At 74.0% G+C, this 17,796-nt stretch carries 16 protein-coding genes; 8 read left to right on the top strand and 8 right to left on the bottom strand.

All coding sequences use genetic code 11. The annotated features are described in order from the left end of the window. Nucleotides 1–28: 28 nt before the first annotated feature. Nucleotides 29–796 carry an acyltransferase gene (locus ACFYU9_RS14570; RefSeq protein ID WP_389217185.1) on the bottom strand — a complete coding sequence of 256 codons (768 nt, stop codon included), beginning with the start codon at nucleotides 794–796 and terminating at the stop codon, nucleotides 29–31. A 195-nt stretch (nucleotides 797–991) separates the two neighbouring features. Here ACFYU9_RS14570 and ACFYU9_RS14565 point away from each other — a divergent pair, with 195 nt between their 5' ends. After that, a complete protein-coding gene (locus tag ACFYU9_RS14565; RefSeq protein WP_389217182.1) occupies nucleotides 992–1,528 on the top strand; it encodes a gamma carbonic anhydrase family protein in 537 nt (178 codons plus the stop codon). A 31-nt stretch (nucleotides 1,529–1,559) separates the two neighbouring features. Here ACFYU9_RS14565 and ACFYU9_RS14560 read toward each other — a convergent pair whose 3' ends face one another. From ACFYU9_RS14560 to ACFYU9_RS14550, 3 genes are all read right to left on the bottom strand, one after another. Continuing rightward, complete coding sequence (locus ACFYU9_RS14560; protein WP_389344830.1) at nucleotides 1,560–2,225, bottom strand: DedA family protein; 666 nt, start codon at nucleotides 2,223–2,225, stop codon at nucleotides 1,560–1,562. 94 nt (nucleotides 2,226–2,319) lie between these two features. Then, nucleotides 2,320–5,154 carry a glycoside hydrolase family 3 C-terminal domain-containing protein gene (locus ACFYU9_RS14555; protein WP_389344828.1) on the bottom strand — a complete coding sequence of 945 codons (2,835 nt, stop codon included), beginning with the start codon at nucleotides 5,152–5,154 and terminating at the stop codon, nucleotides 2,320–2,322. Nucleotides 5,155–5,279: 125 nt separating this feature from the next. Further along, nucleotides 5,280–5,717, bottom strand: coding sequence for a DUF4442 domain-containing protein (locus ACFYU9_RS14550; protein ID WP_389345303.1), 438 nt, complete (start codon nucleotides 5,715–5,717; stop codon nucleotides 5,280–5,282). A gap of 109 nt (nucleotides 5,718–5,826) precedes the next feature. Here ACFYU9_RS14550 and ACFYU9_RS14545 point away from each other — a divergent pair, with 109 nt between their 5' ends. Both ACFYU9_RS14545 and ACFYU9_RS14540 read left to right on the top strand, forming a co-directional pair. Next, nucleotides 5,827–6,951, top strand: coding sequence for a hypothetical protein (locus ACFYU9_RS14545; RefSeq protein ID WP_389217173.1), 1,125 nt, complete (start codon nucleotides 5,827–5,829; stop codon nucleotides 6,949–6,951). Continuing rightward, complete coding sequence (locus ACFYU9_RS14540) at nucleotides 6,948–8,264, top strand: MFS transporter (RefSeq protein WP_389217170.1); 1,317 nt, start codon at nucleotides 6,948–6,950, stop codon at nucleotides 8,262–8,264. The genes ACFYU9_RS14545 and ACFYU9_RS14540 overlap by 4 nt, the downstream gene beginning before the upstream one ends. A 26-nt stretch (nucleotides 8,265–8,290) precedes the next feature. Here ACFYU9_RS14540 and ACFYU9_RS14535 read toward each other — a convergent pair whose 3' ends face one another. The 4 genes from ACFYU9_RS14535 to ACFYU9_RS14520 form a co-directional block, all read right to left on the bottom strand. After that, nucleotides 8,291–9,082: a spermidine synthase gene (locus ACFYU9_RS14535; protein WP_389345302.1), complete on the bottom strand. Its 792-nt coding sequence runs from the start codon at nucleotides 9,080–9,082 to the stop codon at nucleotides 8,291–8,293. A gap of 157 nt (nucleotides 9,083–9,239) precedes the next feature. Further along, nucleotides 9,240–10,100 (bottom strand): patatin-like phospholipase family protein, encoded by an 861-nt coding sequence (locus tag ACFYU9_RS14530; RefSeq protein ID WP_389344826.1) that lies wholly within the window; start codon nucleotides 10,098–10,100, stop codon nucleotides 9,240–9,242. Between the two features lie 505 nt (nucleotides 10,101–10,605). Next, on the bottom strand, nucleotides 10,606–11,808 hold the full coding sequence (gene tuf / locus ACFYU9_RS14525; protein WP_389217164.1) for an elongation factor Tu: 1,203 nt from the start codon (nucleotides 11,806–11,808) through the stop codon (nucleotides 10,606–10,608). A gap of 361 nt (nucleotides 11,809–12,169) precedes the next feature. Further along, a complete protein-coding gene (locus tag ACFYU9_RS14520; protein WP_389217161.1) occupies nucleotides 12,170–12,880 on the bottom strand; it encodes a DNA alkylation repair protein in 711 nt (236 codons plus the stop codon). A 236-nt stretch (nucleotides 12,881–13,116) separates the two neighbouring features. On the opposite strand from ACFYU9_RS14520, the gene ACFYU9_RS14515 reads away from it, so the two are divergent. From ACFYU9_RS14515 to lnt, 5 genes are all read left to right on the top strand, one after another. After that, on the top strand, nucleotides 13,117–13,815 hold the full coding sequence (locus ACFYU9_RS14515) for a TVP38/TMEM64 family protein (protein WP_389217158.1): 699 nt from the start codon (nucleotides 13,117–13,119) through the stop codon (nucleotides 13,813–13,815). Between the two features lie 64 nt (nucleotides 13,816–13,879). Then, a complete protein-coding gene (locus ACFYU9_RS14510; RefSeq protein ID WP_389217155.1) occupies nucleotides 13,880–14,362 on the top strand; it encodes a hypothetical protein in 483 nt (160 codons plus the stop codon). An 86-nt stretch (nucleotides 14,363–14,448) separates the two neighbouring features. Then, nucleotides 14,449–15,324: an undecaprenyl-diphosphate phosphatase gene (locus ACFYU9_RS14505; RefSeq protein WP_389217152.1), complete on the top strand. Its 876-nt coding sequence runs from the start codon at nucleotides 14,449–14,451 to the stop codon at nucleotides 15,322–15,324. A gap of 82 nt (nucleotides 15,325–15,406) precedes the next feature. Further along, on the top strand, nucleotides 15,407–15,844 hold the full coding sequence (locus ACFYU9_RS14500; protein WP_389217150.1) for a nuclear transport factor 2 family protein: 438 nt from the start codon (nucleotides 15,407–15,409) through the stop codon (nucleotides 15,842–15,844). 344 nt (nucleotides 15,845–16,188) lie between these two features. Next, entirely contained in the window at nucleotides 16,189–17,760 is a 1,572-nt protein-coding gene (gene lnt, locus ACFYU9_RS14495) for an apolipoprotein N-acyltransferase (protein WP_389344824.1), read from the top strand. Nucleotides 17,761–17,796 lie beyond the last annotated feature (36 nt).

Genomic DNA, 17,796 nt, shown 5'->3' with positions numbered 1-17,796 from the left:
GCGCGGTCACACCCTCACGCGGCCACGCTCAGCGTTCCAGCTCGGCCAGTTCGGCCAGCTGGTCGTCGTCGAGCCCGGCGAGCGCCGCCAGCTGCTCCGGCGTGATGCCGGCCGGGACGGGGCGCGGCGCCGGGGTGCGCAGCGGGGGCTGCCAGCCCTGCTCCGGGTCGTAGGACCGGACCACCTTCGCGGGCGCGCCCGCCACCACCGCGTGGTCGGGCACCTCGCCCCGTACGACCGCTCCGGCGGCCACCACCACGTTCCGGCCGAGCCGGGCGCCGGGCAGGATCACGGCACCGGTGCCGAGCCAGCAGCCGGGGCCGATGACGACCGGTTCGGAGCGGGGCCACTGGCGGCCGATGGGCACGTCGGGGTCGTCGTAGCTGTGGTTGGTCGAGGTGATGTAGACGTACGGGCCGCAGTACGTGTCGGAGCCGATGGTGATCGGCGCGTCGGCGATGACGTGGCTGCCCCGGCCGAGGACGACGCCGTCGCCGAGGGTGAGCACCGTGTCCGTGCCCAGGTCGAGGTCGGGCAGCATGCCCGCGGTCAGCGTGACCTGTTCGGCGATGATGCAGCAGGCGCCGATCTCGATCCACTCCTCACCGAAGACCGTGCCCTGTGGGAACGCGAGCCGGGTGCCCTCGCCGATCCGGCGGAACCGCAGCCGCCCCGGCTGCTCGGCCGTGACCGCGCCCGCCTGCTGGATCCAGCGCCAGCCGCCCTGCAGGGTGCGCGCGACGACACGGCGCCGCCAGGCGGTCAGCGATGAGAACGTGTTTCTGTTCCGGGGCATCCGGACACCGTAGTCGGCGGCGTCGCCGCTGATCAGACCGGTGCGCTGTGATGTCCGTCATGGGTGCGGACCAGGGCCTGTCCGGCGGACCAGGGTCGGACGGCCAGGCGTCGCGGCCCCGGCCATGACCCGCCGGACAGGCCATAGGGTGCAGGCGAAGGCGCGACGGCCGTACCAGTGATGCAGGAGCGAACGATGTCAGAGATCTCAGGTGCGTTGATCAAGGGCGTGGGCGGCAAGGAGCCCCGGATCGATCCCACCGCCTTCACGGCGCCGACCTCGGTGGTCCTCGGCGAGGTGACGCTCGGGGCGCGTGCCAGCGTCTGGTACCACGCCGTGCTGCGCGCGGACTGCGGGCCGATCGAGCTCGGCGAGGACGCCAACGTTCAGGACAACTGCACCGTCCACGTCGACCCGGGCTTCCCGGTGTCGATCGGCGCGCGGGTGACCATCGGCCACAACGCGACGGTGCACGGCTGCACGATCGAGGACGACGTCCTCGTCGGCATGGGCGCGACCGTTCTCAACGGGGCCAGGATCGGCGCCGGTTCGCTGATCGCCGCGCAGGCGCTCGTACCGCAGGGCATGGAGGTGCCGCCGGGCTCCCTGGTGGCGGGAGTGCCGGCGAAGGTGCGCCGGCCGCTGACGGAGGAGGAGCGGGCCGGGATCCGGCTCAACGCCGAGATGTACCTGCACCTCGCGAAGGCCCACGCCGAGACCTTCGCCGACTGACGCCCGTCGCGGACCGGCACACGGAGACGGCCTATTCGGCGGCGGCCGGCTCCGTGGCGGCGGCCCGCTCGGCGGACTCCGCCGAGTGGGCGGCCGCGGCCTTCTTGGCCCGGTTCTTCAGGATCAGCATCGACACGAGGCCGATGAGGACCGCGAGCACGAGGCCCAGCCACGAGAAGCGCTTGAGCCACGCCTCGGCGACGATGCCCACCGTGTAGATGACGGCGGTGGTGCCGCCGGCCCACAGGACGCCGCCGAGGACGTTGGCGATGAGGAACTTCCAGTACGGCATGCGCAGCACGCCCGCGAGCGGGCCGGCGAAGATCCGCAGCAGGGCGACGAAGCGGCCGAAGAAGACCGCCCACATGCCCCACTTCTCGAAGGAACGTTCGGCCAGGCCGATGTTGGCCTCGCTGAAGTGCTTGGGGAACCTCTTCCCGAGCTTGGTGAGCAGCGGCCGGCCGCCCTTGCGGCCGATCGCGTAGCCGATGGAGTCGCCGACGATCGCGCCGACGGTGGCGCAGGCGCCGAGCACGTACGGGTTGATGTGGCCGTGCTGGGAGGCGAGCAGGGCCGAACTCACGAGAACGATCTCGCCGGGCAGCGGGACGCCGAGGCTCTCGATCCCGATCACCACCCCGACCAGTGCGTAGACGGCGATCGCGGGGATCGTCTCCAGCCATTCCTGGACGTGCACGCGGGTTCCTCTCCCGTGTCGGCGACGAGTGGAGTGACGAATCAAAGGACGAATCGAGTCCGGGGCAGCCTACCTTGGCTGCGGTAAGCGGGCTCTAAACGCCCGTCCCGGTCCCGGCCGCCCGGCCCTGCACCGGACGGACCTCGGCCCGGGCCGTCAGCCGCAGGTCGCGGGAGGACGCCCCGACCCACACCTGGCGCGGCCCGGTGCCGAGCACCCAGCGGTGCCGGGCGGCGTCCCAGGAGGACAGCGTCCGCGCGGCGACCGGGACGGTGACCCGGCGGCGCTCACGGGGGGCGAGCTGGAGCCGCCGGTAGCCGGCGAGGAGGCGTACCGGCTGGTCGATGCCGAGGGCGGCGAGGTCGGGCGAGGGGCCGAGGTAGACCTGTGCCACCTCGATGCCGGTGCGCGCTCCGGTGTTGACGACGGTGAAGCTGACGTGCAGCGCGTCGCCGACCGGCTCGGCACTCGGTTCGCCGTACCCGAAGGTGGTGTACGACAGGCCGTGGCCGAACGGGAAGAGCGGGGTGACGTCCTGGGCGTCGTACCAGCGGTGGCCGATGTGGATGCCCTCGTCGTACCGCTCGATCCCGCCCTGCCCGGGGTAGCGGCCGGGATCGCCGGCGGTGGGATGGGCGTCGGCGGAGCGCGGGAAGGTCTGGGTGAGCCGGCCGCCGGGGTCGGCGTCGCCGAAGAGCACGGCGGCGGTGGCGGGCCCGCCCTCCTGGCCCGGGTAGTACATCTGGAGCACGGCGGCGGTGGCGTCGAGCCAGGGCATGGTGACGGCGGACGAGGTGTTGAGAACGACGGTGGTGCGAGGGTTGGCGGCGGTCACGGCCCTGATCAGGGCCTCCTGGCGGCCGGGCAGCGCGAGGGAGGCGCGGTCGCGGCCCTCGGTGGCGTCCTCGTACGCGAAGAGCACGGCGCTCCGTGCGGCGCGCGCGGCCGTGACGGCCTCGGCGACGTCGGTGGCCCGGGTCGTGGTGTCGGCGGCGCGCAGCCGGACGAGCTGCCCGTCGGTGCCGCCGACCGCGGTGACGGTGAGGACGTGGGTGCCGGCGGCGAGGCGGCGGTCGGCGCGGCGCAGCTCCAGGCCGTCGGCGGCGCGGCCGCCGATGCCGGCGGTGAAGTACTCGGCGATGCCCGGCCGGACGGGGAAGAGCTCGGCGCCGTCGAGCAGCACGGTGGGGCGTCTGCCGCTGTAGTGGACGAAGAAGCTCCAGTCGTCGTCGGCGGTGGTGGTGAGGGTGCCCTCGTAGTGCCAGCTCTCGCCGGCGGCCACGTTCACGGCGTCGAGTGCGTCGAGGCCGTCGCGGGAGTGCGCGGGCGCGAGGTCGCCGCCGGTCCGCGGGAAGGGCTTGCCGTAGGGGTCCTCGCCGAGGGCGAACGTCACGGTGGCGCCGTCACCGGCGCGGTCGCGCAGGGCGTCGAGGGGGCTGGTGGCGGCGTCGGGGACGACATGGGCGCTGCCGCCGCCGCTGACGAACGGCACGGCGCCGGTGGGGCCGATGACGGCGAGGGAGCGGGCGGCCGGGCCGGTGAGCGGCAGCGCGTGGCCCTCGTTGCGCAGCAGGGTGGCACCGGCGAGCGCGACGCGCAGCGCGGTCCGCGCCCCGGCGGCGGAGTCCCGCGCGGGCCGGCCCGCGCCCCCCGTCCTGCCCGGCACCCCCTCCCCCATGGCCCCGTTCCCGGGCGTCCGCTCTCCCGTCGTCCCGTGTCCCGGTGTCTCCTGTCCCGTCGTCCCGCGCCCCGGCGTCTCCTGTCCCGTCGTCCCGCGCCCCGGCGCCTCCTCTCCGAGCAGGGCGAACCGTTCGCGCACGGTGAGGATCCGGCGTACGGCGGTGTCGACGGCGGACTGTGCGACGCGGCCGTCGCGCACGGCGCGGATGAGGGCGGCGCCGAAGTAGCGGCCGCCGGGCATCTCCATGTCGCAGCCGGAGGTGAGCGCGGCGGCGGTGGAGTGGACGGCTCCCCAGTCGCTCATCACCCAGCCGTCGAAGCCCCACCGGTCGCGCAGGATGTCGCCGAGCAGCGTGCGGCTCTCGGTGGCGTGGACACCGTCGACCTTGTTGTACGCGGCCATGACGGCACCCGCCCCGGCGGCGACGGCCGCTTCGAAGGCGCGCAGTTCGGTCTCGTGGAGGGTCTGCTCGCCGGCCCGGACGTCGACGGTCATCCGGTCGCGTTCCTGGTTGTTGAGGGCGAGGTGCTTGACGGTGGCGACGACGCCCTCGGCCTGGATGCCGCCGATCTCGGCGGCCACGAGGTCGGCGGAGAGCAGCGGATCCTCGGCGAAGGTCTCGAAGTTCCGGCCTGCGTACGGAGTGCGGATGAGGTTGACCATCGGCGAGAGCACCACGTCCTGGCCGAGGGCGCGGCCCTCGCTGCCGAGGACCTGCCCGTAGGAGCGGGCGAGGGCCGGGTCGAACGCGGCGGCGAGCATGACGGGCGCGGGAAGCGCGGTGGCGGGCGCGTGGACGCGGACGCCGGCCGGACCGTCGGCGAGCCGGAGGGCCGGGATGCCGAGCCGGGGCACGCCGGGCACGTAGCCGGCCTGGCCGAGGTTGTGGGGGTCGGCGGCGCCGTGCAGCAGCGCGGCCTTCTCGTCGAGGGTGAGCCGGGCGAGGAGCCGCTCGACCCGCTCGGAGCCGGGTGCGGCGCCGGAGGAGCCGCCGCGGCCGCGCGCCGTGGCCCGGACACCGCCGGGCAGGGCGGGGGCGGCGGTGAGGGCCGTCGCGCCGACGAGGGCGAGGAGCAGCCGGCGCCGGGAGGTCGGGCGAGGCGCGAAGGCGGAAGCGGGGGCCGTCGCGGGAGCCGCGGCACGAGCCCGTGCGGAAGCCGCGGCTGGTGCGTGCCGCTCGGTCATGTGCCGTGACGGCTCCGGCTGTTCGCGCTGTTCCTGCTGCTCCGGGGTGGGGGCGTGGGGCACGGCGACGCTCCTTCGGACCGGCACGATTCCGACGATCATGCATTGATCGCACTATGCGTGACGGTTCGTCCGATTCGGCGCCGCCGTGCCGGGCTCCGCTCAGGGAACCCGGCACCGGGCCCTGGTCAGTTGTTCGGGCGCAGGGTCCACACGACGGTCATCTCGCCGGTGACGGCGCCGTCCTCGCGGGTGATGTCGATGCGCACCGGGAACTCGGGGCGCTGGCCCGCGTCGAGTTCGGCGACGACCTCGGCCGCCGGACGGCCCAGGGTCGCGGTGGCGGTGACGACGCCCATGGCGAGCTTCTTGTAGCCGATCTCGGCCTTGACGGCGAGCGGCACGGCCCGGCCGAGCTGGTCGCCGAAGGCGGCCAGGACGATGGCGCCGCTGGCGGACTCGGCGAGGGTGAACATGGCGCCGGCGTGCGGGCCGCCCACGTGGTTGTGGTAGTCGGCCTGGTCCGGCAGGCGCACCACGGCGCGCTCGGGGGTGGTCTCCAGGAACTCGAGGTTGAGGGTCCTGGCCATGGGCACCGTGGCGGCGAGCATCTCACCGACGGACATCTGGTCTGCGCTCATGAGCCGTGATGTTACCCACGAGTAGCAGTCTTGGCCATCCCCGGACGGGGGCGGCCGTAGCCTGTCACCGCTCGCACCTCTATCGTTACGGCCCATGTGGCCAGGACAGCAGCCGCCCGGGGGCGAGCAGAACCCGCAGGACCAGAGTCAGAACCCGTACGCCCAGCCGGCACCGCAGCCCGGCTACGGCTACCCCAACCAGCAGCCGGGCGCGCAGCCCGGGCCGTACCAGCAGCCGACCCAGCCGGGCGGTTACGGCCAGCCCAACCCGTACCAGCAGCCCACCCAGCAGGCCGGTTACGGGCAGCAGGGCGGATACGGGCAGCCGAACCCGTACCAGCAGCCGACCGTGCCGCAGTACGCGATGCCGGGTCCGGCGCAGCCGGGCGGCGGTGACGGCGGCAAGAAGAAGCAGACCACCGTGGTGGCGATCGTCGCCGCCGTGGCCGTGCTCGCCGCGGCCGGTGTCGCCGGCTGGCTCGTCCTCGGCAAGGACGACGACAAGAAGAACCAGGCCGACGACCCCAAGACGAGCCAGTCGCCGAGCACGCCGCCCAGCACCTCGGCCTCCCCGTCGATCGACAACCCGCGCGCCGACGCGTCCCACCAGCCGACGATCCCCGGCTGGAAGGTCGTCTACAACCCCAAGTACGGGACGCTGTTCGACGTGCCACCGGAGTGGGAGCTGTCCAAGCCCGGCGTCGTCACCTTCTTCGAGGACGAGAAGAAGGGCGACGGCTCGCCCGTCGTCACGATGTCCGCGCCCGCGCACCTCAAGAGCAACTGGTGCAGCTACGACACCAACAAGGACGGCTCCCCGGAGACCTGGGGCCTGAGCAGCGCCGGCACCAAGGGCGGACAAGGCGCCAAGGACACCGCAGAGGCGGCCTACAACGAGGCCGGCAACTGGGTCTGGGCCGGCTACGCCCAGCACATGCCCAAGGGCACCATCAAGATCACCAAGGCCGTGCCGTACACCACCGCGTCCGGTCTCCAGGGCAGCATGGCCACGGCCGTCGCCCCGAACATCAAGAAGCGCAACAAGTGCGAGTCGGACGGCAAGTCCATCGCCTTCTCCTTCAAGAACGCCAAGGGCGACTTCTCCTCCTTCGTGCTGTACGCCGCCAAGGGCGTCAAGGAGGAGATCCCGGACGAGACCGTCAAGAAGATCGTCTCCACCGTGCGCCTGGCGCCCGAACCGCCGTCCCCGGAGTCGTGATCCGCGAGCGGATCCCGGGCTGGGCCGGACGGAACTACCTGCTCCTGACCGCCGCCGCGATCGTCACCAACCTGGGCACCCACGGTGCCCTGATCGCGGCGGCGTTCGCCGTCATCCAGTCCGGCGGCGACGGCGGCGACGTGGGCCTGGTGGCGATGGCCCGCACCCTGCCGCTGGTGCTCTTCCTGCTCATCGGCGGCGCGGTCGCCGACCGGGTGCCGCGGCACCGCGTGATGGTCGCCGCCAACGCCCTCAACTGCGTCTCTCAGGCCGTGTTCGCGGTCCTCGTGCTCACCGGCGAGGCCCGGCTGTGGCAGATGATGCTGCTGACCGCGCTGTGCGGGACCGGGCAGGCGTTCTTCAACCCGGCCGCCGAGGGCATGCTGATGTCCAGCGTCGACGGCGAACAGGTCAGCCGCGCCTTCGCGCTCTTCCGGATGGCGATGAACGGTGCCGCCATCGGCGGTGCCGCGCTCGGCGGCGCGCTGATCGCGGCCTTCGGCCCCGGCTGGGTGCTCGCGATCGACGCGGCCGCCTTCGCCGTGGCCGGCGCCCTCCGCGCCTTCCTCGACGTGGCGCACATCCCCGGGCGCGCGCCCGGCGGCGGGCTGCTCGCCGATCTGCGCGAGGGCTGGGACGAGTTCGTCAGCCGCCCCTGGCTCTGGTCGATCGTCGCCCAGTTCTCCGTCGTGGTCGCGCTGGTCGGGGCCGCCGAGTCGGTGTACGGCCCGCTGGTCGCCCGCGACCAGCTCGGCGGCGCCCGGCCCTGGGGCCTCGCCCTCGCCGCGTACGGCGTGGGCACGCTGTGCGGCGCGATCCTGATGGCCCGCTGGAAACCGCGCCGGATGCTCCTCGTGGGCACCCTGTGCGTCTTCCCGATCGCGCTGCCCTCGGCGGCGCTCGCCGTGCCGCTCGGCGTGGTGGGACTGTCCGTCGTGATGTTCGTCAGCGGCGTGGCGATCGAGGGGTTCGGCGTCTCCTGGATGACCGCGCTGCACCAGGAGATCCCCGAGGAGAAGCTCTCCCGCGTCTCCGCCTACGACTGGTTCGGCTCGACCGCCATGCTGCCGCTCTCCACGGCCCTCGCAGGGCCGGCGGAGAGCCTGCTCGGCCGCAGCACCGCGCTGTGGGGTTCGGCGGCGGTCATCGTGCTGGCCACGGCCCTGGTGCTGCTGGTGCCGGACGTACGGAACCTGACGCGGCGTACGAAGCCGGTGGCGGCCTCGGACGGCGGCCGCGACGCTGTCGACGGGGTCAAAGGCGTGAACAGGGTCGACGGCGTCGTAGGGAGCGAGGCGGCGGACCTGAGCTGACGCGTGCCGGGCGGCAGCGCGCCGCGTCAGCCGATCCCGAACGCGCCCTCCGGCGGCACCGGCGACGGCACCGCCTCCGCGTCGTGCACCGGCCGCGCGTCGCCCGTGAAGCGGGCGAGCGCCTCGCCCCACTCCACCCGCGCCGGGAAGGGGTCGGCCGCCGTGCGGCGGGCGAGTCCGGCCGTGTCGATCTCCTCGTCGGAGGCGACGAGGACCGCGTTGCCGAAACGGCGGCCGCGCAGCACCGCCGGCTCGGCGATGAGCGCGAGGTGCGGGAAGACGCCGGCGAAGGTGGCGAGCTGCGAGCGGAGGAAGGCGAAGGGAGCGCCGTCGGCGAGGTTGGCCGCGTAGGTGCCGCCGGGGCGCAGCACCCGGCGGGCCTCGCGGGCGTACTCGACGGAGGTGAGGTGGGCCGGCACGCGCGATCCGCCGAACACGTCACCGATCAGGAGGTCGGCGGAGGCGCCCGGCACGACCTCCAGCCATTCACGGGCGTCCGCCCCGTGCACCTCGATGCCGGCACCGGGCGGCAGCGGCAGGTGTTCGGCGACGAGCGCGAGCAGCCCCCGGTCGGCCTCGGCGACGTGCTGCCGGGAGCCGGGCCGGGTGGCGGCGACGTAGCGGGGCAGGGTGAGCGCCCCGCCGCCCAGGTGCAGGACGTCGAGCGGGGCGCCCTCCTCGGCGATCCGGTCGACGACGTGGGCGAGCCGCTGCACGTACTCGAACTCCAGGTGGGCCGGGTCGTCGAGGTCGACGTACGACTGGGGTGCGCCGTCGACCGTGAGCAGCCAGCCCCGCTCCGCGTCCACGTCGGGCATGAGCCGGGCCGTGCCCCAGTCGACGTCACGGACGACGGGAATCCGCTCGTCCGCATCGAGGGCCTCGTCGTGCTCGCCCGGCTCGTGGTGCTCGTCGTGCTCGTCCGGCTCCTGGTGCTCGTCCGGCTCGTGGTGCTCGTGGTGCTCGTTCACTCCCTCATTGTCCCCACAGAGCCGCGACGGCCCGCGCATGGGCCGCCGCCTGGGCCCGGCCGGCGCGGGCCGCGGGGGCGCGGCGGGTGGGGTCCAGCGGGTTGCGGCCGAAGGCCCGCTTGGACTCGGCGTCGGGCGTGATGACCTCGACCCGCGCACCGGCGGCGGCGAGCGCGGCGCCCTGCGCGGCCGGGGAGACGACGACCTTGCTGCCGGTGCCGCTGGGCGCGACGACCACGACCCGCTCGTAGCCGGCGGCCAGGTGGGCGTTGGCGGTGGAGTGGAGGCCGCCGTCGATGTAGCGGTGTCCGGCGAGTTCGGTGACCGGCCAGACGCCGGGGATGGCGCAGCTGGCGGTCACGGCGTCGACGAGGGAGACCTGCGCGTCGGCGCCGTCGAAGGTGGCGAGTTCGCCGCTGTCGGCGTCGACGGCGGTGATGACGAGCCGCCGTCCGGGCCACTCGGTGGCGGGGCCGAGCCGCCCGGCGATCACCTGGCGGCGGACGGCCGGGGTGACGGTGGTGGCGGCACCGGCGATCCGCCCGAGCCGCCGCCCGTACTCCTCGGGCGTACGGGAACGCAGCAGGGCCAGCGCGTACTTCACGATCTGCCCCGGCCCGAGCCGCGCGGCCAGCTCACCGACCGGGTCGCCGAGCTGGCTCTCGTACAGCGCGTCGAGCGGGAACTTCCCGGAGGCCACCTGGGCGCCGACAACCGCGCCCGCGGAGCTCCCGACGATCAGATCGGCGGTCGTCAGATCCGTACCCGCCTCGGCGAGCCCGTAAAGGACCCCGATCTCCCACCCCGCGCCGGTCAAACCGCCCGCGCCCAGTACCAGTGCCGTACGCCTCGCTGTCTCGGTCATGATCCGAGTCTGGCGGACGACCGAGGGCCCGATCCCCTCGGGGGGCGGAATGCGACCCTCCGGCCGGACCGCCGCGTTTACCGAGGACGCGGTCCGCACGGCAACGGGGCCGTACCGGGCCCAAGGCGGGGCCGGGCAAGGCCGGTTGAGCTCTGAACCGACCGGAGCCAGGGCCAGGCCGGGGCCAGGTCAGGGCGTGGCCGGGCCGGAGCCGGGGGCGGGGGCGGGGGCGGGGCCGAGGCCGGGCCGGGCGCCGGGCCGGGGCCCGAGCCGAGGCCATGCTGGGCAGGGCCGGACCGGAGCCGAGACCCGGACCCAGGCCCGGACCGGAGCCGGAGCCCGAACCGAAGTCAGGATCGGGCAAAGGCCCGAGCCGAGGCCCGGACCGAGGCCCTGCCCCAGGCCAGGGCAAGGGCCAAGGCCAGGGCCAACCCGAGCCCGGCCTGGCCGGCGCGGTCCTGGCTCGCGCCCGGGCCAAGGCCCTGGCCCCGGCCGCGGCCCCGGCTCACAGCACCTCGGTCACCGTGCCCGCGCCGACCGTCCGGCCGCCCTCGCGGATCGCGAAGCCGAGGCCGGGCTCCAGCGGGAGCTCGCGGCCGAGTTCGACGGTCATGGTGACCGTCTCGCCGGGCCGGGCCACGCCCTGGTCGCCGAGGTCGACGGCGCCGACGACGTCGGCCGTGCGGAGGTGGAACTGCGGCCGGTAGCCCGTCGAGACGGGCGTGCGGCGGCCGCCCTCGGCGGCGGAGAGCACGTGCACCCGGGCCGTGAAGCGGCGGCGCGGCTCGACGCTGCCCGGCCGGGCCACCACGTGGCCGCGGCGGACCGCGCCGCGTGGCACCCCGCGGAGCAGCAGCGCCACGTTGTCGCCGGCCTGCGCCGACTCCATCGGGCGTCCGAAGGTCTCGACGCCGGTGACGACGGTCTCGGTGTCCGGGTCGGTGCCGAGGACGGCGACCCGGTCGCCGACGCGGACGCTGCCGCGCTCGATGGCTCCGGTGACGACGGTCCCGCGGCCCGTGATGGTGAGCACGCTCTCCACCGGCAGCAGGAACGGCGCCTCCACATAGCGCACCGGCACGGGCACGTACGTGTCGACCGCGTCGAGCAGCGCCTCCACGGCCGCCGTCCAGCGCGGGTCACCTTCCAGGGCGCGCAGCCCGGACACCCGGACGACCGGCACGCCGTCGCCGCCGTACCCGTGCGCGGTGAGCAGCTCCCGTACCTCCAGCTCGACCAGGTCGGCGAGCTCGTCGTCGGCGCCGTCCGCCTTGTTGAGCGCCACCACGATGTGGTCGACGCCGACCTGACGGGCGAGCAGGACGTGCTCGGCGGTCTGCGGCATGATCCCGTCGAGCGCCGAGACGACGAGGATCGCCCCGTCGAGCTGGGCGGCGCCGGTGATCATGTTCTTGACGTAGTCGGCGTGGCCCGGCATGTCGACGTGCGCGTAGTGCCGGGTGTCCGTCTCGTACTCGACGTGCGCGGCGTTGATGGTGATGCCGCGGCGGGCCTCCTCGGGCGCCCGGTCGATCCGGTCGAACGGCACGTACGTGGTCGGGCCGCCGGTGCCGCGCTCGCTGAGGACCTTGGTGATGGCGGCGGTGAGGGTGGTCTTGCCGTGGTCGACGTGGCCCATGGTGCCGATGTTGAGGTGCGGCTTGGTGCGTGCGTACGCCTGCTTGGGCGTGTGGGACGTGGAGGACATGGCTGATCGCTCGTTTCGCGACTCGAAGCGTGTGCGGGGACCCCTGGGCCGGACCGACCCTCCCCCTGTGGGGTCCGCCGGACGATCCGGGGAGGGTCAGCTTCGGTCGCCGCCGGGCGTCGCGATCAGGGCGAGAACGGCGGGCACGTCCAGAACGGCAGCCTTCGGCGCGTCCGCGACTGCGGACGGCGCTGCGGGGAAGGCGTACCGGGACATGCCCACGATGATCCCGGCTCGCCCCGCCCCCGTCGACCGAATTTCCCCGCGGTCGGTGAGGGACCGTCAGAGGCGAACCCCAGAGGCGAACGCCAGGGGTGCCAGGGGCGCCACGGGTGCCAGGGGGCGGGGGCGCCAGGGTGTTTCAGAGGTTCTTGAGGGCCTCGCGGACCGAGAGCGGGGAGAGGCGCGAGGTGTTGTGGCCGACGAAGGCGCGGACCTCGTCGGGCGCGGTCTTGGCGTACTCGCGCAGGCTCCAGCCGATCGCCTTGCGGATGAAGAAGTCGGGGTGGGCGGAGCGCAGCAGGCAGTAGGAGAACAGCCGGTCGGCGTCGGTGGCGGTCTTGTAGCGGAGCTGGTGGAGCAGGGCGGTGCGGGCGATCCAGAGGTCGTCGTCGGCGATCCACTCGTCCATGCGGGAGACCAGCGCGGGGTCGGCGAGCACCAGACCGCCGACGACGTGCGCGGCGAGGTGGTCGACGGTGTCCCACCAGGAGACGGTGGTGACGAGGGTGCGCGCGACCGGCAGGAACGCGGAGGAACAGCGCCCGACGTGCCGGCGCAGGTAGTCCACGGCGAAGTAGTGGTACTCCCGCTCGGGCAATGCGAAGCAGCGCAGCGCGATCGCCGTGCAGTCGGCCTCGTCGGGTGCGGGCAGCCGGTCCAGGACCGTACGGGACAGGGCACGGCGCTCGGGCGTGCGCAGGCCGAGGAACGGCGCCACGCCCTTCATGTACGCGACCATCTCCTGCGCCCGGAAGGGGTCGCCCGCGGCGGGGTAGGCCTCGGTGAGCCGTGCGAGCACGGTGTCGGCGAGGGCACTGTCGGGGACGGCGGGAGGGACGGCCTCGGTCATGCGTTCACGATAGGCGCGCGGTCTGACAGTGACCGGAGTGAGAAGCGCGGGTCAGCCGCGCGAGGGCGCAGGGCACGAGGCCGGCCGGTTCCCTTGAAGGCCCTGCCCGCTGAAAGCCCTGGCCACTGAAAGCCCTGCCCGCTGAAAGCCTGGCCCCTGAAAGCCCTGCCCGCTGAAAGCCCTGCCCGCCGCGCTCGTTACGGCGATCACATCGTCGTGTCGGTTACGCTCCCCGGGTGCTTCTGTCGCCCAAGGCCCGGCTGACCTACCTGGCCGTGATCCTCCTCTCCGCGGGGGTCTCGGTGCTGCTGTTCGAGCCGCAGCGGCTGCTCTCGGCGGGCTGGCCGCCGCAGCTCGGCGGCGCCGGCGCGGTGGTCGTCTTCGGGCTCGCGTACGGGGTGTGCACGGCGGCCCTGGTGCCGCGGCCGATCCTGAACCTGGCGGCGGGCGCCCTCTTCGGCACGGCGGCCGGCTTCACGGCGGCGCTCGCCGGGACGGTCCTCGGCGCGGGCCTCTCCTTCGCGCTGGGCCGCGCGCTCGGGCAGGACGCGCTCCGTCCGTACGTGCGCGGCCGCTGGCTGAAGGCGGCGGACGGCCAGCTGAGCCGGCACGGTTTCCGTTCGATGCTGGCGATCCGGCTGTTCCCGGGGATGCCGTTCGCGGTGGCCAACTACGGGGCCGCGATCTCCCGGATGCGGTACCTCCCCTTCCTGCTGGCCACCGGCCTCGGCTCCGTGCCGAACACGATCGCGTACGTGGTCGCGGGCAGCGAGGCCACCTCCCCCACCTCGCCCGCGTTCCTGATCTCGACCGGCTTCATCGTGCTGTCGGCGGCGGCCGCGGCGGTGGTCGGCTGGCGCAAGCGGCACCACCTGCGCGGACCGGCCTCCGCGGAGGCGCAGGCGGCTCCGGAGCGCGAGCACGCGGCCGCATAGCGGCTGTATGACGGCCGGACGGCGGCCGTATAGTCGCCTCCGGTTCACACGCGGGGGAGGCGGCATGAGCGGGCTGGGCGACGCGGCGGGCGAGGGGCGGGACATCGAGGACACCTGGCGGCAGCCGTGGTGGATCGTGCTCGGCGCGGTCGTCACGCTCGGGATGGCGTGGGCGGTCGTGAACTTCTGGATCAACCCCTTCACCGTCGACTTCCCGGACGACTGCGTGCGCGGAGCGCGCGGCGGCTGCGTTTCCGAGTCCTTCGAGATCCGCTGGGCGCCCGGCATCACCTGCGTCGTCCTGCTGCTCCCGACGTTCGCGGTGACGGTCATGGGTCTGGTCGCCGACCGCTGGCCGCCTGCGCTCGGTCTGGCCGTGGGAACCGTGGGCGGCGGGATCTACACCCTCGCCCAGGGCCGGACGACGGCCCACCTCGTCTTCGCGCTGGTGCTCTTCGCCCTCGCGGCCGCCGCCCCGGCCCTGACCGGGCTGCGCAAGCTGCGCTCGGCGCACCGCCGGTCCCGCGAGGACTGGCTCCGCATGTGACCCCGGAACGATCTTGTCATCTCGGGACGGTACGCTGCGCACCGACCATATGACCGCACACGTACATTCGGGACGGCCCTGGCCCCATGAGTTGGTTCGAATCATTCATCCTCGGACTCGTCCAGGGGCTGACGGAGTTCCTTCCCATCTCCTCCAGCGCGCATCTGCGGCTCACCGCCGCGTTCGCCGGCTGGGAGGACCCCGGAGCCGCGTTCACGGCCATCACCCAGATAGGCACCGAGACCGCGGTTCTCATCTACTTCCGCAAGGACATCGCGCGGATCATCTCCACCTGGTTCCGTTCGCTCTTCGACAAGACGCTGCGCCACGACCACGACGCCCAGATGGGCTGGCTCGTCATCGTCGGCTCGATCCCGATCGGCGTCCTCGGCGTCACGCTCAAGGACCAGATCGAGGGCCCCTTCCGCGACCTGCGGCTCACCGCCACCACGCTGATCGTCATGGGCATCGTCCTCGGCATCGCCGACCGGCTCGCGGCCCGCGACGAAGTGGGCGGCCGGCACCGGGCCGCGCGCGAGCGCAAGTCGCTCCAGGACCTCGGCGTGCGGGACGGCCTGATCTTCGGCGTCTGCCAGGCAATGGCCCTGATCCCCGGCGTCTCCCGGTCCGGTGCCACCATCTCCGGCGGTCTGCTCATGGGCTACACCCGTGAGTCCGCCGCCCGCTACTCCTTCCTGCTCGCCATCCCGGCCGTGCTCGCCTCCGGCGGGATGGAGCTCAAGGACGCGGCCGAGGGCGGCGGCGTCTCCTGGGGCCCGACCATCTTCGCCACGGTCATCGCCTTCGGCGTCGGCTACGCGGTGATCGCCTGGTTCATGAAGTTCATCACCACGAAGTCCTTCATGCCTTTCGTGATCTACCGGATCGTCCTCGGTGTCCTGCTCTTCGTCCTGGTCGGCGCCGACGTCCTCAGCGCCACCGCGGGCGAGTCCGCCGGCTGACGCGCCGGCCCCCGGGGAATCGGCGGGAATCCCCCGCCGCACGGGCCTTGGCCCCGCGCGCGCCAGGCCCGACACTGAGCCGATGACGCAGCGCGTGGATCTCGCGACCGTGATGGACCGGCTCGCCGTCGACGACCTGGTCACCGGCTACGCGATGGCCGTGGACGACTCCGACTGGACCGCGTACCGGGCCCTCTTCACCCCGGACGGGCGGGCCGACTACCGCGGCTCGGGCGGGATCGAGGGCCCGGCCGCCGAGGTGGCCGACTGGCTCGCCGAGACGATGCGGCTCTTCCCCGTGCGCCAGCACCTCATCGTGAACCGCCGGGTCCGCATCGAGGACCTCGGCGGCTACCCGGGCGACACGGCCGCCGTGCGCGCCGACTACGTGAACCCGATGCGCTTCGAGTCGGGCGCGGACTTCGTGTGCGGCGGGCGGTACGCCTTCGCGCTGCGGCGCACGGACGCCGGCTGGAGGCTGCGCTCGGTGGTCGTCGAGGAGAAGTGGCGCCGGATGTGACCGGGCCGCCCGGACCCTCCCGGCCACCCGACCCGTCCGGCACGTACGACGCGTACGACGCGTACGACGCGTACGACGCGTACGACGCGTACGACTCTTCCGTCTCTCCCGAGGGCTCCGGCGCGTACGACTCTTCCCACCCGTCCGGCGCATACGACTCTTCCGACGCGTCGGGTCACACCGGTGCGTCCGGCCCATCCCGTGCGTACGTCCCTTCCAGCACGTCCGACTCCTCTGACGCGTCCAAAGCATCCCGTTTTGTCACGTCCCGCGGTTACGGCGCGTCCGGGTCTGCCCGCGCGCCCCTACGCGCGCACACTGGAGGCGACTCCTGGAGGCGGGGCATGGTCGTCGGCGCGCACACCGAAACCACGGCCGCGGCCGGTGAAAGCGGCGGCGGGCGGTGGTCCGGCGTGCGGCGCTCCGCGCTCGCGCTGGTGTGCGGCGCGCTGCCCGCGCTCGCCTTCCCCGCCCCGGCGCTGTGGTGGTTCGCGTACGTCGCCCTGGTCCCCTGGCTGCTCCTGGTCCGTACGGCTCCGAGCGCGCGCCGCGCCGGTCTGGACGGCTGGTCGGGCGGACTCGGCTTCATGCTCGCGGTGCACCACTGGCTGCTGCCGAGCCTGCACGTGTTCCTGCTCGTGATCGCCGCGCTCATGGCACTGCTGTGGCTGCCGTGGGGGCGGCTCGTGCGGGCGATGCTCGGCGGCCAGCCGTCCCCGGCACGGGCCGCCGCCGCGCTGCTCGTCGTCCCGTCCGGCTGGCTGATGATCGAGCTGGTCCGTTCCTGGCAGGGCCTCGGCGGGCCCTGGGGGCTGCTCGGGGCGAGCCAGTGGCAGGTGCCGGCCGCGCTGCGGCTCGCGTCGGTCGGCGGGGTGTGGCTGGTGAGCCTGCTGGTGGTGGCGGTGAACACGGCGGTCGCGCTGCTCTTCGTCGCGCCCGCGCCCGTACGCCGTACCGGCGTCGCCGGTGTCACCGGCTCCGCCCTGCTCCTGGGCCTGGTCTGGTGGGGCGTCCCGGCGCCGCGGACGTCCGGCACGGTGCGGATCGCGGTGGTCCAGCCGGGCGTGTACGACGCGGCCGGGGCCGGGGGCGCGGGCCTGCGGTTCGCCCGGGGCGAGGCGCTGACCCGGGCGCTCGCGGGGCGGCGGCTCGACCTGGTGGTGTGGGGCGAGAGCAGCGTCGGCGCGGATCTGCGGACCCGGCCGGACCTGTCGGCCCGGGTGACCGCGCTCTCCCGGCGGGTCGGCGCGCCGATCCTGGTCAACGTGGACGCGCGCCGCTCCGACCGGCCCGGGATCTACAAGAGCGCGATCCTGGTCGGGCCCGACGGGCCGACGGGCGAGCGCTACGACAAGATGCGCCTGGTGCCGTTCGGCGAGTACATCCCGATGCGGCCGCTGCTCGGCTGGGCGACCTCGGTCGGCAAGGCGGCGGCCGAGGACCGGCGGCGCGGCACGGCGCCGGTGGTGATGACGCTGCCGAGCGCCCCGGGCAGCACCGCGCCGGGCCTCGGGATCGGGCCGCTGATCTGCTTCGAGACGGCCTTCCCCGACATGAGCCGGCGGCTCGCCGACAACGGCGCGGCCGTGATCGTCGCGCAGTCCTCGACGTCGACCTTCCAGGACAGCTGGGCGCCGGCACAGCACGCCTCGCTCGGCGCGCTGCGGGCGGCGGAGACGGGCCGGCCGATGGTGCAGGCGACGCTGACCGGCGTCAGCGCCGCGTACGGCCCGGACGGCCGGCGCACCGGGCCGGTGCTCGGCACCCACGCGAGCGCGTCCGCCGTCTACGAGCTGCCGCTGTCGCACACCCGGACGCTGTACGACCGCTTCGGCGCGTGGCCGGTGTACGCGGCGGTCCTGGTGCTGATCGCCGCCGGCGCGGTGGAGTTCGGCCGGCGACGGCGCGGGGCGTAGGGGCTCCGGAGGGCGGGGCTCAGGAGGTCGGGCTCC

This window comes from Streptomyces sp. NPDC004327, from assembly GCF_042873935.1.
Taxonomy (GTDB): Bacteria; Actinomycetota; Actinomycetes; order Streptomycetales; family Streptomycetaceae; genus Streptomyces.
This window is presented reverse-complemented; position numbering and strand designations above follow the sequence as displayed.

Coding starts and splice junctions, on each gene's coding strand:
- ACFYU9_RS14570 (WP_389217185.1), bottom strand. CDS start 796: ATGCCCCGGAACAGAAACACGTTCTCATCGCTGACCGCCTGGCGGCGC.
- ACFYU9_RS14565 (WP_389217182.1), top strand. CDS start 992: ATGTCAGAGATCTCAGGTGCGTTGATCAAGGGCGTGGGCGGCAAGGAG.
- ACFYU9_RS14550 (WP_389345303.1), bottom strand. CDS start 5,717: ATGTCCGTCGGTGAGATGCTCGCCGCCACGGTGCCCATGGCCAGGACC.
- ACFYU9_RS14545 (WP_389217173.1), top strand. CDS start 5,827: ATGTGGCCAGGACAGCAGCCGCCCGGGGGCGAGCAGAACCCGCAGGAC.
- ACFYU9_RS14535 (WP_389345302.1), bottom strand. CDS start 9,082: ATGCCCGACGTGGACGCGGAGCGGGGCTGGCTGCTCACGGTCGACGGC.
- ACFYU9_RS14530 (WP_389344826.1), bottom strand. CDS start 10,100: ATGACCGAGACAGCGAGGCGTACGGCACTGGTACTGGGCGCGGGCGGT.
- tuf (WP_389217164.1), bottom strand. CDS start 11,808: ATGTCCTCCACGTCCCACACGCCCAAGCAGGCGTACGCACGCACCAAG.
- ACFYU9_RS14520 (WP_389217161.1), bottom strand. CDS start 12,880: ATGACCGAGGCCGTCCCTCCCGCCGTCCCCGACAGTGCCCTCGCCGAC.
- ACFYU9_RS14510 (WP_389217155.1), top strand. CDS start 13,880: ATGAGCGGGCTGGGCGACGCGGCGGGCGAGGGGCGGGACATCGAGGAC.
- ACFYU9_RS14505 (WP_389217152.1), top strand. CDS start 14,449: ATGAGTTGGTTCGAATCATTCATCCTCGGACTCGTCCAGGGGCTGACG.
- ACFYU9_RS14500 (WP_389217150.1), top strand. CDS start 15,407: ATGACGCAGCGCGTGGATCTCGCGACCGTGATGGACCGGCTCGCCGTC.
- lnt (WP_389344824.1), top strand. CDS start 16,189: ATGGTCGTCGGCGCGCACACCGAAACCACGGCCGCGGCCGGTGAAAGC.